Origin of the sequence: Arthrobacter sp. H35-D1 (genome assembly GCF_030063185.1) — a bacterium.
Taxonomy (GTDB): domain Bacteria; phylum Actinomycetota; class Actinomycetes; order Actinomycetales; family Micrococcaceae; genus Specibacter.
Map to the genome: position 1 here is coordinate 179,315 of NZ_JASISP010000005.1, position 13,470 is coordinate 192,784.

The 13,470-nt window shown below is 63.9% G+C and carries 13 protein-coding genes; 1 reads left to right on the forward strand and 12 read right to left on the reverse strand.

Annotation, left to right across the window (positions count from 1 at the left end):
• Positions 1-62: 62 nt before the first annotated feature.
• Positions 63-1,319, forward strand: a complete 1,257-nt coding sequence (gene fmdA / locus QMG25_RS08720; RefSeq protein WP_283459312.1) for a formamidase — start codon at positions 63-65, stop codon at positions 1,317-1,319.
• A 99-nt stretch (positions 1,320-1,418) separates the two neighbouring features.
• Here fmdA and QMG25_RS08725 read toward each other — a convergent pair whose 3' ends face one another.
• The 12 genes from QMG25_RS08725 to QMG25_RS08780 all read right to left on the reverse strand — a co-directional run bounded on the left by QMG25_RS08725 (position 1,419) and on the right by QMG25_RS08780 (position 13,238).
• Entirely contained in the window at positions 1,419-2,036 is a 618-nt protein-coding gene (locus QMG25_RS08725; RefSeq protein WP_283459314.1) for an LPXTG cell wall anchor domain-containing protein, read from the reverse strand.
• Between the two features lie 124 nt (positions 2,037-2,160).
• On the reverse strand, positions 2,161-3,093 hold the full coding sequence (xerD, locus tag QMG25_RS08730; RefSeq protein ID WP_283459356.1) for a site-specific tyrosine recombinase XerD: 933 nt from the start codon (positions 3,091-3,093) through the stop codon (positions 2,161-2,163).
• Between the two features lie 113 nt (positions 3,094-3,206).
• Positions 3,207-3,899, reverse strand: coding sequence for an NUDIX domain-containing protein (locus QMG25_RS08735; protein ID WP_283459316.1), 693 nt, complete (start codon positions 3,897-3,899; stop codon positions 3,207-3,209).
• On the reverse strand, positions 3,900-5,606 hold the full coding sequence (pyrG, locus tag QMG25_RS08740) for a CTP synthase (protein WP_283459318.1): 1,707 nt from the start codon (positions 5,604-5,606) through the stop codon (positions 3,900-3,902). It lies immediately after the preceding gene.
• A gap of 59 nt (positions 5,607-5,665) precedes the next feature.
• Positions 5,666-7,393 (reverse strand): DNA repair protein RecN, encoded by a 1,728-nt coding sequence (gene recN, locus QMG25_RS08745; protein WP_283459320.1) that lies wholly within the window; start codon positions 7,391-7,393, stop codon positions 5,666-5,668.
• Entirely contained in the window at positions 7,390-8,466 is a 1,077-nt protein-coding gene (locus QMG25_RS08750) for an NAD kinase (protein ID WP_283459322.1), read from the reverse strand. The genes recN and QMG25_RS08750 overlap by 4 nt, the downstream gene beginning before the upstream one ends.
• Before the next feature lie 99 nt (positions 8,467-8,565).
• On the reverse strand, positions 8,566-9,372 hold the full coding sequence (locus tag QMG25_RS08755; protein WP_283459324.1) for a TlyA family RNA methyltransferase: 807 nt from the start codon (positions 9,370-9,372) through the stop codon (positions 8,566-8,568).
• A complete protein-coding gene (locus QMG25_RS08760; protein WP_283459326.1) occupies positions 9,369-9,563 on the reverse strand; it encodes a hypothetical protein in 195 nt (64 codons plus the stop codon). Before QMG25_RS08760 ends, QMG25_RS08755 begins: the two co-directional genes overlap by 4 nt.
• Positions 9,560-10,585, reverse strand: coding sequence for an HAD-IIA family hydrolase (locus tag QMG25_RS08765; RefSeq protein ID WP_283459328.1), 1,026 nt, complete (start codon positions 10,583-10,585; stop codon positions 9,560-9,562). The genes QMG25_RS08760 and QMG25_RS08765 overlap by 4 nt, the downstream gene beginning before the upstream one ends.
• On the reverse strand, positions 10,575-11,600 hold the full coding sequence (locus QMG25_RS08770) for a tetratricopeptide repeat protein (protein ID WP_283459330.1): 1,026 nt from the start codon (positions 11,598-11,600) through the stop codon (positions 10,575-10,577). Before QMG25_RS08770 ends, QMG25_RS08765 begins: the two co-directional genes overlap by 11 nt.
• Positions 11,501-12,484: a hypothetical protein gene (locus QMG25_RS08775; RefSeq protein ID WP_283459333.1), complete on the reverse strand. Its 984-nt coding sequence runs from the start codon at positions 12,482-12,484 to the stop codon at positions 11,501-11,503. Before QMG25_RS08775 ends, QMG25_RS08770 begins: the two co-directional genes overlap by 100 nt.
• Positions 12,485-12,746: 262 nt before the next feature.
• On the reverse strand, positions 12,747-13,238 hold the full coding sequence (locus QMG25_RS08780) for an SRPBCC domain-containing protein (protein ID WP_283459335.1): 492 nt from the start codon (positions 13,236-13,238) through the stop codon (positions 12,747-12,749).
• Positions 13,239-13,470: the final 232 nt, after the last annotated feature.

The following is a 13,470-nucleotide window of genomic DNA, read 5'->3' on the forward strand; positions in this document are numbered from 1 at the left end:
CCATCTTGGACCCACTCTGCTTCGACGATATTTGACCGTATTCGATTGATTGGAGAAACATCATGCCTGAGGTTTTGTTCCCGCTCGATTCAGCCAAGAAATTCGAGGACCAGCAAAAGTTGGGCCACAACCGCTGGCATCCCGAGATCCCGCCCGTGGCCACGGTCAAGCCCGGAGAATCATTCCGGGTGGACTGCCGGGAGTGGTTTGACGGGGCCATCGTCGACGACGACTCCGCCGAGGACATGCTCAACGCCCCCTTGTTGACAGTGCACAAGCTCTCCGGTCCGTTCGCCGTGGAAGGCGCCAAGCCCGGGGACCTGCTCATCGTTGACATCCTTGACGTGGGGCCCATCCCCCAGGAGGACTCCGGTCCGCTGGCCGGACAGGGGTGGGGATACACCGGCATCTTCTCCAAGAACAACGGCGGCAGCTTCCTTGTCGATCAGTTCCCCGATGCCTACAAGGCCATCTGGGACTTCACCGGACAGGTGGCCACCTCACGGCACATCCCGGAGGTCCGCTTTGAAGGCCTCATCCACCCCGGGCTCATGGGCACCGCACCCTCTGCACAACTGCTGGCCAAATGGAACAAGCGGGAAGGGGACCTCATCGCCACCGACCCGCTGCGCGTGCCACCGCTGGCGCTCCCGCCCGAAGCCGAGCATGCCGTGCTTGGAGGACTCCCCCGGGACCAGTGGGCACGTGTTGGTTCAGAGGGTGCCCGTACCGCTCCTCCACGCGAAAACGGCGGAAACCAGGACATCAAGAACCTTTCCAAGGGATCCCGCATCTTCTATCCCGTATTTGTCGACGGCGCCAACCTGTCCGTCGGCGACCTCCACTTTTCCCAGGGCGACGGCGAGATCACCTTCTGTGGCGCCATCGAGATGGGCGGGTTCATCGACCTGCGTGTGGACATCCTCAAGGGCGGCATGGACACCTATGGGGTCAGCGAACACGCCATCTTCATGCCCGGGCGGGTGGAGCCCAGGTTCAGCGAATGGCTGGCCTTCTCCGGCACTTCCGTCACCCTTGACGGCGAACAGCGCTACCTCGACTCACACTTGTCCTACCAGCGTGCGTGCCTGCACGCCATCGACTACTTGGTCAAGTTTGGCTACAGCCCGGAACAGGCCTACTTGCTGTTGGGTGCGGCACCAATCGAGGGGCGACTGTCCGGGGTGGTGGACATCCCCAACTCGTGCTCGACGGTGTATCTGCCCACAGCGATGTTTGACTTTGACGTCCGACCCTCGGCATCCGGACCGCATCAGGTCAATCCGGGCATCGGCGCACCAAGGGCCGCCAACGCCTAGACCGACGGCGACAAGTTGCACGCCGACTTGCGCTTGAAAAAGGAAGCCCGGAACCCATGGGTTCCGGGCTTCCTTTTTGATTGGTGTCAGAGCATCGGATCAGGGCTGCCAAGCAGCCTGCTCGACGCGGTTGCGGCGGCGGGAAACAGCCACCAGACCCACGCCGGCGCCCAAGGCTCCTGCGCCAACGAGGGACCAAACCATGGTACTGGCTTCAATGCCGGTGTAGGCCAAGCCATCCGGTTGGCCCACCATGCCGTCCTTTGCAACGGACGCGTCGTCGTATTGGCCGACCATGCCGTCTTTTGCAACCGAGGGGTCGTCGTGTTCGGCGACAGGACCGCTGGCAATACCCGTGACTGTATCGTTGAGTGTCGCGCCGGACGTCTGTCCGGTGGCCGTCAGGGTGTAAGTGCCCTCCTCCCACCCCAAGACGAGGACAGTCGAGAAAGCTCCATTGGCATCGGCCATGGTGGTGGAGGCAGGCAGTGATCGAATGGGATCGCCAGCCACAAAGCTGGTCAGGGTGACGGTGATGTCAATGGTTTCACCGGGGGTGAAGCCGGAACCGCTGAAAGTGATGCCCTCGCCGGGAAGTACAGTGCCGACGGATGAAGGTGGTGCTCCCGGATACCCGGGCGCTGCCTGGGCAGCAACCGTTCCAGCGGACAAGGTCAGAATTCCGGCAAGTGCAACGCCGGCAAGGATTTTCTTCAAAGCAATTCCCCCCAATTTCCATTTTCGGAACTCCGGTGTCCACGTTGACACCGTGAATTCCTGCCACCCTACCAGTGGTTGCAGGCCAAGGCCATGCCCCCTGGCGACCTTTCAACCCTTGGAATTAGTCGGCCAGGGCCCGGGGATGGGCGGCGGCGTAGACTTCGCGCAGCGTTTCGGCGGTGACAAGCGTGTAGACCTGCGTGGTGGTGACAGATGCGTGGCCGAGCAGTTCCTGCACCACGCGAACGTCCGCCCCGCCCTCGAGCAGGTGGGTGGCGAAGGAATGGCGCAGGGTGTGCGGAGACACGTCTGCCGTCACGCCGGCCCGCTCGGCGGCAACTTTCAGGATGGTCCACACGCTTTGGCGGCTGATCCTTCCACCGCGGGCATTCAGGAACAGCGCAGGCGTGCCGCCGCCCTTGGCGACAAGGGCTGGCCGACCACGGACGAGGTAGGCATCGAGGGCGCGCAACGCGTAGGAGCCGATCGGCACAATGCGTTCCTTGGACCCCTTGCCAAAGAGCCTCACCAGGGAAGGCCCGTCCTCCGTCGCGTCCGGAAGCACCAGATCGTCGACGTCCAGGCCCACGGCTTCGCTGATGCGCGCCCCCGTGGAGTAGAGGAATTCGAGCATGGCCGTGTCGCGCAAACCCGAGGGCGTGTCCGTTCCGGCTGCTTCGAGAATGGAGGTGACGTCATGGACACTGATGGCTTTCGGCAACCGACGGCCTGCCTGTGGCGGGTGCACGTCCGCTGCGGGATCGGCGTCGCTGAGGCCTTCCAGGGCCCAAAATTTGTGCAGCCCACGGACGGCCACAATGGTGCGGGCAGCCGAACGCAGGCCCAAGGGTGTTCCGCCGTCGACCCCGTCGGAGAGTCCTTGGGCAAACTCGCTCACGTGGCGCCGGCCAATGCTGGCCGGCTCGGTGAGTTCCGCGGCGTCCAGAAATTGTTGGTACCTGCGCAGGTCGCGCTTGTACGCCTGCAGGGTGTTCGGCGCGAGCCCGCGTTCAACCCCCACATGGAGCAGATAGTCCTGGATGCCGCGAGCCACCCCCGAGGACGCACCCCCGGCCGACGCGCCCGGCGTCGACGCGCCCGGCGTCGACGCGCGCCGGGTGGCCACGGACTGGGTGGCCGCGGACTGGGTGGGGATCCCCGGGCTGGTCACCGCGTGCGGCTGGACGGGTGTTCGGGCCAGGGGGCGTTGCCCGGGCGCAGGGCTGCGAAGTCGCCGCGCAGCGCTTGGGCGGCTGCCAAAATACCGACGACGGCGGACGGGTTGTGCACGCGCCCTGCCAGCACGGCCGCGGCTGCCTCTTCGAGGTCAACCCAAGCAAATTCAATTTCGGATTCTTCCTCCGTGCGGACATGCCGCTGGTCTTCAGGGACCACGGATATGCCCCGGGCCAAGTAGATCCTGATGGCCTCACTGGAGGAGCCGGGGGAATTGAAGAAGTCCGTCAGCACATGCCATTGGGCGGCGACGAGATCGGCTTCCTCGGCCAGTTCCCGGGCAGCGCCCACCACAAAGTCTTCGCCGTCAATATCGAGCAGTCCGGCGGGAATCTCCCACAGGTTCATCTGCACCGGGTGCCGGTACTGGCGCAGCAGCAGAACTTGGTTCTTCTCGTTGAACACCACCACCGCCACCGCCCCGGGATGCTCAATGTAGTCCCGGGTGAGCGGCGTCGAGTCGGGTGTGAGCGAGAATGTGTCGGAGACGACGTTCCAGATGCGGCCTTGGTACACCGTGGACTTCGAATGCAGGGTCCTGCAGCTTTCCTCATCGGCAATTCGTGCCGGTGGGGTGCCGTCGCCAGGCTGTTCCGCAGCCCCCGGCGCACCAAGGTGTGTCATCTAGACCTCCAGCAGCCGTGTGGCATTTTGGCGTGCCAGCGCTGCGGCAACCAGCCCGGCAAAGAGCGCATGCGGCCTGGTGGGGCGCGAGCTCAGCTCGGGATGCGCCTGGGTGGAGACGTAGTACGGGTGCACCTCGCGCGGAAGCTCGACGAACTCGACCAGCTTGCCGTCGGGCGAGGTGCCGGAAAACACCAGCCCTGCCGCGGCGATCTGGTCGCGGTACTTGTTGTTCACCTCGTAGCGGTGGCGATGGCGTTCGGAAACGTCCGTGGTGCCGTAGGTTTCGGCAACAACCGAACCTGCTGTGAGCACTGCCGGATATAGTCCCAAGCGCATGGTCCCGCCAAGATCCCCCTTGCCGGCGACGATGTCCTGCTGCTCTTCCATGGTGGCGATGACGGGGTACGTGGGGTTTTCGTCAAACTCCGAGGAAGATGCACCCACAAGGCCCACCACGTTGCGCGCATATTCGATGACCATTGACTGCAGGCCCAAGCACAGTCCCAAGGTGGGGATCTGATTTTCCCGAGCGAACTTCAGGGCGCCAAGCTTGCCTTCAAGGCCGCGGATGCCGAATCCTCCAGGGACACAGATGGCGTCAACATCTTCCAGGGCCAACCGGGCCCCTGCCTCGGTCGCGCAGTCGTCGGAAGGAACCCAGCGGATTTTGACCTTGGCGTCGTTGGCGAAACCGCCGGCACGCAGCGCCTCGGTGACCGAGAGGTACGCGTCGGGCAGGTCGATGTACTTGCCGACCAGGGCAATTTCAATGTGGTGTGCCGGGTTGTGAACCACTTCAAGGAGCTTGTCCCACTTGGTCCAGTCAACGTCCTTGAACGGCAGGTCGAGGGCACGGATGATGTAGGAGTCCAGGCCTTGGGAGTGCAGGATCTTGGGGATGTCGTAGATGCTGGAGGCGTCCGGACAACCAATGACGGCTTCAACATCCACATCGCAGGCACGGCCAATCTTGGCATGCATGGCCTCGGGCAGGACACGGTCGGAGCGCAGAATGATGGCGTCCGGCTGAATGCCCAAGGAGCGCAGCGCAGCGACAGAGTGCTGTGTGGGCTTGGTCTTCAATTCCTGGGACGGACCGATGTAGGGCACCAGGGAGACGTGTGCGAAGAACACGTTGTTGCGTCCCACGTCCTGGCGCACCTGGCGTGCCGATTCCATAAACGGCTGGGACTCGATGTCTCCGACTGTGCCGCCAATTTCGGTGATGATCACGTCGGGGGCGGTGGGGCCCTCGGCGGGCAGGCGCATGCGGCGCTTGATTTCATCGGTGATGTGCGGGATGACCTGGACGGTGTCCCCCAGGTATTCGCCGCGGCGTTCCTTGGCGATGACCGTGGAGTAGACCTGTCCTGTTGTGACATTGGCAGAGCCTTCGAGGTTTTCATCCAGGAAGCGCTCATAGTGCCCAATGTCCAGGTCGGTCTCGGCACCGTCGTCGGTCACGAAGACTTCACCGTGCTGGAAGGGATTCATTGTGCCCGGATCCACGTTGAGATAGGGATCCAGCTTTTGCATTGTGACCGAGAGGCCGCGTGCCCGCAGCAGGTGACCGAGGCTGGAAGCCGTCAGACCCTTGCCGAGCGAAGAAGCGACTCCGCCGGTGACGAAGATATGTTTGGTCGTCTTGGACTGACCACTGAACCGGGAATTTGATCGTTGCACCACGGAATTTGAGCCTATCATCTAATGAGTCAATGGACACTCGCGAACGGCACCCAAGTTTGCATAACCGCCCCAAAATTTTACTGGGCGGGCCGCGCTGCCTGCGCCAACAATTCCTTGGCGTGGGCCTGCGCTGTCACCGAATCCTCCTGCCCTGCAAGCATCCGGGCCAGTTCAACAACCCTTTCTTCGTAGGTCAAAAGCCGCACATTGCTCGTGGTGATTCCTGTTGAGTTTTTGCTCACAGAACTCTTCGTCACCAGGATGTGCTGGTCCGCAAACGCAGCCACCTGCGGCAGGTGGGTGACCACCAACACCTGCACGTGTTCGGCCAGCATGGCCAGCCTGCGCCCAATTTCCACAGCGGCCTTGCCGCCCACACCGGAGTCAACTTCGTCAAACACGAAAGTTGGGACGGGGTCCACTGCGGCCAGCACCACTTCCAGCGCCAGCATCACCCGGGACAGTTCACCGCCGGAGGCGCCTTTTCCGAGGGGGCGCGGCAGCGCGCCGGCATGGGGCGCCAGCAGGAAAGCAATGTCATCCTGGCCGTGCAGGGTGCGTTCGGTCGCCGAGATCTCAATCACCAGTTTGGCGTCGGGCATGGCCAGCGCCTTCAACTCGGCGCTGACGGCCTTGGCCAGCTTCTCCGCTGCCTTGCGGCGTGCAGCCGTGAGCTGGTCAGCCAGCACACCCAGTTCAGCCAAAGCGTCGGCTTCTGCAGCTTCCAGTGTCTCAATCCGGCCGGAGTCGTCGCTGAGGTCGTTCAGTCGTTTCCGGGCCGTATCGGCCCACTCAATGACTTCGTCGATGCTGGGGGCGTATTTGCGCACCAGTACGGCAAGTTCCCCGCGCCTGTCCTCAACTTCGGCCAGCCGTCCGGGCCCGTCCGAATCCAGGGAGGTGGCGTAGCTGGCCAGGTCCCTGGCGATGTCGGCCAACAAATAGCCCACCTCCGAGAGCCGCTTGGTGGTTTGGGCCAGCTCCTCGTCGCTGTCATCCACGGTCTCCACAAGGCGCTTGGCGGTGTCCACGAGCGTTGCCGCGTCAATGCCGTCGCCGTAGTCGGCTGCGCTGAGTGCTTCATGGGCTCCCAAGGTGGCCTTGCGGAGTTCCTCCACGTTGCCCAGTTTCACGGCTTGGGCCTTGAGTTGTTCGTCCTCGGCGTCCAGCGGGGCCACGGAGTCAATTTCAGCCAGGGCCGTGGTCAGTGCTTCAGCTTCGCGCAGCCGTTCCCGGCTCGCCGAGCGCAACTGCGCCAGCTCGGCCTGGGTGGTGCGCCAGCGCTCAAAGACACCCTTGTAGGCCTGCTGCGTGGCGGAGAACCCCTTCTGCGCCTCGGCAGCAAACTTGTCCAAGGCCACGCGCTGGGCGGCAGGGTTCTTCAGCCGGATCTGGTCCGACTGCCCGTGCACGGCCACCAAGGCCTCCCCCAGTTCGTTGAGCACCCCAATGGGGGCGCTGCGCCCGCCAACGTGGGCGCGACTCCGGCCGTCGGCATTGACGGTGCGCGCCAGAATGAGCTGCGCACCGCCGTCGAACTCGTCAAGTTCGGCACCTGCCTCCACGGCGCGCGCCAACGCCGGATGGCCCGTTGGAAGGGCCAGGGTGGCCTCGGCGGAGGCTGTTTTTGCCCCGTTGCGCACGGCACCGGCGTCGGCCCTGTTGCCCAGCAGGAGCCCGACGGCGGTGACCACCATGGTCTTTCCGGCGCCGGTCTCGCCGCTGACCACGCTCAGGCCCGGACCCAGCGGGAGCGTCGATTCCGAGATGACGCCCAGGTCCCGGATGCGAATTTCTTCGATCACGCCTGATCCTCCCCGTAAAAGGCCGTGGTGCCGGAATAGGAGCTTGCCTGCGGCGGGATTCTCAAGTCCGGCACCGACGGGATGGAACCGTGTGTCCGGCCTTCCAAGGGATACTTCGGCCGGGGCGTCTGAATGATGGGCAGCTGTGTGGTGGGCGGCTCCGCGACTTCCGGAGAAGGTCCGCGCCAGCCCTGGACGGGCAACTCAAACTTGCGTACAAGTCGTTCGGAGAACGTTGACAGCTGCGTTCTTGCCAGCTTGACCGGCTTGCTGGAGCGGGAAACCTCAATGCGCGCGCCGGGCAGCAGGTCCACGGTGCGTTGGCCGTCGCACCAGATGACTCCGTGGGCACCATTGCGGGTGAGAACTTCCACGGCCAAGGTGGATGTCGGAGAGACAACCAGGGGCTTGGCAAAGAGTGCGTGTGCACTGATCGGCACCATCAGCAGCGCTTCAACGCCCGGCCAGACCACGGGGCCGCCTGCAGAGAACGCATAGGCAGTGGAGCCGGTGGGCGTTGCCATGACCACTCCGTCGCAGCCGTAGGAGGTGATCGGGCGCCCGTCCACTTCCGTGACAACTTCGATCATCCGTTCGCGGTCGCCCTTTTCCACGGCCACTTCATTCAAGGCCCACGTGTGCGCCACGACTTTGCCGGCCACTCGCACCAGGACGTCAAGGCACATGCGTTCTTCCACCGTGTACTTGCGCTCCACGACGGCTGACACGGTCTGAATGAGGTCTTCACGTTCGCTTTCGGCCAGGAATCCCACGTGGCCCAAGTTGACTCCCAGCAGCGGGACGTCGAAATCGCGGACAATTTCAGCCGCGCGCAGGATGGTTCCGTCGCCGCCAAGCACCATGACGAGTTCAATCTCAGCCAGGGTGACGTCCTGGTCCAGGATTTCCATCTTGACGCTGGAGACGCCCAAATAACCTGTCATGTCCACCAGTTCGTCGGCGTACATGACGGGGACAATGTTGTTTGCATGAAGTTCAACGCACGCCTCGAGGGCGGCAAGCATCGACTCTTCACGGCCTGTGTGGGCCAGAATCAAGACGCGCCGTGTCATGTGCTGTTTCCTCTTCGCTTGGTTTCAGTTCCATTCGCAGCAGCTCCGCTGGTCCCAGTGTTGCTTATCTGGGAACTTCCCGGGCGGACCCTTTGGTTTCTAGGGCCAGAGTCGCGCCAGCAGCTTTTCCACGGCCCGCCCCTGTTCTTCGATCTTAGGCGCAGGCCCGGACACAACGCGCTCTGCGAGCAGAAAATACTCAACATTTCCGTCTTGTCCGGGCAAGGCGCTGGTGCCGATGCCTTGCAGGGCCAGCCCGTTGGCCACTGCCGCGGAGGCCACCAGGGCGACGGCCCGGCGTCGTTCATTCTCGCTGCCCACCACGCCGGTGCGGGCCAGCCGCTCCCGCCCCACCTCGAATTGCGGCTTCACCATCAGCAGCAACTCCCCACCCACCTGTGTGGCTTTGGCCAGTGGAGCCATGACAAGGGTTAGTGAGATGAAAGAGAGGTCACAGACGGTGAGCTCGGCCGCTCCGCCAATGTCATCCGCCCTCATGTAGCGAATGTTCAGGCCCTCGTGGACATCCACCCGCGGGTCGTGGCGCAAGGAGTCCACCAGCTGGCCGTGTCCCACATCCACGGCAACCACGCGTGCGGCGCCGTGGCGGAGCAGCACGTCGGTGAAGCCGCCGGTGGACGCGCCCGCGTCCAGGCAGCGCTTCCCGGCCACCACAACCTGCGGGAAATGCGCCAGGGCACCAGCCAACTTGTGCCCTGCCCGCGAAACATAGTCCTCTTGTTCGCCCGGCAGAAGTTCGACGGCGGTGCTTGCCTCCACCGCCTGGGCCGGCTTGGCTGCAGGGATCCCTGCCACCGTGACCCGGCCGGCCTTGATGAGCGTCGCGGCCACCGTGCGCGAACGCGCCAGCCCGCGGTTCACCAGTTCCTGGTCGAGCCGACTCACGAGGCTGCTCCGCTCACCGAGGCTGCCGGGTCCGCGTCGAGTTCGCGTTCGAGCCCCACGAGCACCTGCGTGTAGCGTGCCTTGTGCTCACCGGACGGCAGCTGTGCGGTTTGCGCGGCCAACGCCACGAGGGCATCCACTGCTGGATCCCCCGTGGGCTGGCTTGCGGCTTGGCGGTCGTTGGCCGTCATGGCAGTTCGGCGTGCCAGACAAGCCTTGGCTCAGTTGCCTGTTCAGCATTCGGGATGGCTGCCCACCATGCGGCGCAGGCTGCCCGCCAGGCGTCGCTGTCGTTGGGGCTGCCGGCAACGTGCACTGCCGAATCCCCCGCACCGTCCGCTGCCGACTTTTCTGTCCCGGCCCTCGCGGCAGCGGCACCACAGGTGGCTGTGCCGCCGTCGAACGTCACCTCCGGGTAGGGCATGAACAACTGTGCCATGGTGCCGAGGATGAAAGTGGGCCGCTGGGCGGTGCACGCCCGCAACGCAGTATCCGCGGAATCCACGCCCGTCAGCACCAGCGCCGTGGCCATGCCGGCGTTGTTGCCGCCCAGAATATCGGTGTCGAGCCTGTCGCCAACCACCAGCGGCGTGTTCGAACCCAGACGGCTCGCGGCCGTATGGAACAGCGGAGCCTCCGGCTTGCCTGCCACCAGGGGATCATGTCCGACGGCGGTGCGCACCGCCGCAACCAGCGTCCCGTTGCCGGGCGCTATCCCGCGGTCCTGCGGGATGGTCATGTCGGTGTTGGTGGCAATCCAGAGGGCTCCGGACCTGATGGCGTAAGTGGCCTCAGCCAGATCCGCCCAGCCCAAACCGGGGTCGAAGCCCTGGATGACGGCGTCGGGAGCGTCTGTGGCACCCTCCACCACAGTCATGCCCAAGGCCCGCACCTCCTGTGCAAGTGCGGTGCTGCCAGTGACCAGAACCTTGCTGCCTGCCGGAAGCTTCCGGGCCAGCAGGGCTGCACCCGCCTGGGCGGAGCTGACCACTTGGTCGTCGTCTGCGGGTGCCCCCAGTTCACGCAGGTGTGCTGCGATCGTGGCAGGCGTCCGCGAGGCGTTGTTTGTCACGTACGCCAGCTTCACGTTGACGTCGGCAAGCTTGTTCAAAGCCTCCACGGCGCCGGGAATGGCGGCTGGACCGGCGTACACAACGCCGTCCAGATCCGCCAAAACCGCATCAAAACCACTGATCAAGGTATTAGTGCTCACTGTGGTTGAACTCGCCGGAATCCTCGCCTTCGGAGGAGTCGGATGCCTCGTCGTCTTCAGCACTGTCGTCTTCGGAGCTGGTATCTTCAGCACTGTCGGCATCCGATTCGGCGTCGTCGGACTCAAAGTGCGAGGATTCGACGTCGTCAATATTCTGCTCGTTTTGCTCGTCCTGCTCAGCGTCGCTGGAGGTGAGTTCGGCAGTTGCCAGAGTGGCGTCGTCGTTCGTTGCAGGAGCGACGGGCGGGGCCATCACATCTGCCACACGGATGCGTGGAGACTCCAAGGGGATTTCCTCGTCGTCGCCCAAATCAATGATGATCTGGTCCATTCCTTCATCGACGCCGAGTGCTTCCTCGGCCACCAGGGCCTGGCGCTCCCACGTCTTCGCCTCGTCCTTGCGGTCTGCAGCGCGCAGCACCATGCCGTAGGCACGGAACAGGCGGGGGCTGAAGGAGAAAGCACGGTTGAGGTCCAGCTGCGGAATTTCCAAGGCTGACAGGGCGGCCTCAAGCTCGCCCAAGTCGCCGCGTGCACCGGATTCAACAATGGCCAGTTCGACCTTGCCGGCCGTATCCAAGGATTCAGCATCTTCGGAATTGATCAGTTCCAAGGCGCGGTCCGGACGACCTAGGCCGCGCTCACAGTCCGCCATAAGCGGCAGGTGTGCGTTGGATCCGCTGATGCGGCGGAACGTGCGCAGCTCGCGCAACGCCTCACCGTACTTGCCAGCGGTATAGGCCGTCATGGCGACAGCTTCGCGGACACAGGCCAGGCGGCCGCCACGACGGCTGGCGGCAAGTGCGTGCTCGAAAGCAAGCTCCGGCTCAAAGTCGATCAAACGACCGGCCATGACCAGATGCTTGGAAACCCACTCGTTGTTGCGGGAATCCAGGATCCGCAGCTGCGCGCGTGTTACCTTGTCCAGTTCCTCACCGGTGACGTCCGCGTCGATGTGCGGTGAACGCTCGCGGTCGGGGCGGTTGGAGCTGCGCAGGTCGCCGGCATTGCGCACTGGTGCCGTGCGGGGTCCGCGGTCTTCGCGGTCGCCGTGGCTGGGACGGTCGTTGCTGCGGGCCGGACGATCGCTCTGGCCGCCACGGTTGTCGCGGTTGCCATACGAGGGGCGTGAATCACGGTCACCTGAGGGACGGTCGTTGCTGCGGGCCGGGCGGCCGCCTTGGCCGCCACGGTTGTCGCGATCACCATAAGGGCGGTCGTTGCTGCGGGCCGGACGATCGTCGCGGTTGCCATACGACGGGCGAGAATCGCGGTCACCAGAGGGTCGGCCACCCTGGCCGCCACGGTTGTCGCGGTCACCATGGGGCTTGCGGTCTTCTCGACGTCCGTTGACCATGGGACGGTCGGCGCTACGGTTGTCTCGGTCACCGTACGAGGGGCGTGAATCGCGGTCACCAGAGGGTCGTCCACCCTGGCCACCACGGTTGTCGCGGTCACCGTAGGAGGGTCGGTCGTTGCTGCGAGCCGGACGATCGTCGCGGTTGCCATACGACGGACGTGAATCACGATCCCCTGAAGGACGTCCACCCTGGCCACCACGGTTGTCGCGGTCACCGTAGGAGGGTCGGCCGTTGCTGCGAGCCGGACGATCGTCGCGGTTGCCATACGAGGGACGCGAATCACGATCCCCTGAAGGGCGGCCTCCCTGGCCACCACGGTTGTCGCGGTCACCGTAGGAGGGTCGGTCGTTGCTGCGAGGAGGTCGTCCTCCCTGGCCACCGCGATTGTCACGGTCACCATAGGAGGGGCGTGAATCGCGATCGCCCGAGGGACGGCCTCCCTGGCCGCCACGGTTGTCGCGGTCACCGTACGGACGGTCGTTGGTGCGAGGAGGTCGTCCACCCTGGCCACCACGGTCACCACGGTCACCACGGTCACCACTGGAGGGTCGGCTACCGCGATCGCTGCGCTCGTTGTAGGGACGCGCCGACTGGCGGTCGTTGGTCGCCGGGCGCTCGGCGTAGGGGCGGTCGTTGCCGCCGTCGTCTTTTCCGTGAGGGTTGTTCTCGCGCTTTCCTTCGTAATGCTCAGCCATGCCGACTCCTAAACCTATGAGCGCACTAACTGGCACAGTAACAGCCGCTCTTCACTATTGATCTTCTACTGCAAAAACCTCGGACCGAAACGTCCACACTACAGTCTAGACGAGTGCGGGCGCGCCACCCATGAATCTGGCGAATCTGGCCAAGATGAGTGGCCAATCACAATAAGTCTCGTACTGCTGCCAGCCTGCTTGTCCGGGCGCCCACCCGTCATGGGTCACAGTTACGGTGGTGGAACTCTCATTATGTGTGGTGAAGTCCACACGCACCGTCGTGGGAGTCAACGGGTGCCCCGCCAGCAGCCAGTCAATGACAAGGGACACTGGCTCATCCCATGAGCGCACCTCGCCCCAAATGCTACTCTCACCTGCGAATGCATCTTCCAGCAGAACACCCTTCTCGAATCCGACATGTGCCTCGACTCCAAAGGTGCTGTGGCTCTCCATTGGCCACCACAAGTGGATCCCATCGGTAAAACCATCAAAGGCCTCTGTTACCGGCACGGGAACAACAACTGCTCCGGATCTGGCTGGAGGTACCCCCACATCATCAGACGCGGATTCAGGTGAGTGCGAAAACAAATTAGACATGCATCAACTCTAGTTTGCGAGCACAACGATTCCCTTGCCCGTGCCCTGTACGCGCGGAATTGTCGCGCACTGCAGGTACCCTCCCTACCGATACACGCAGCGTGGCGGGCCGGTGTGGTTGTTAAATGCAGGGAGGCCCCGCACCTGTTGGTGTGGGGCCTCGACCTGTTTTTGGTGTTGTCCGGCGGTGTCCTACTCTCCCACATCCTCACGAATGCAGTACCATCGGCGC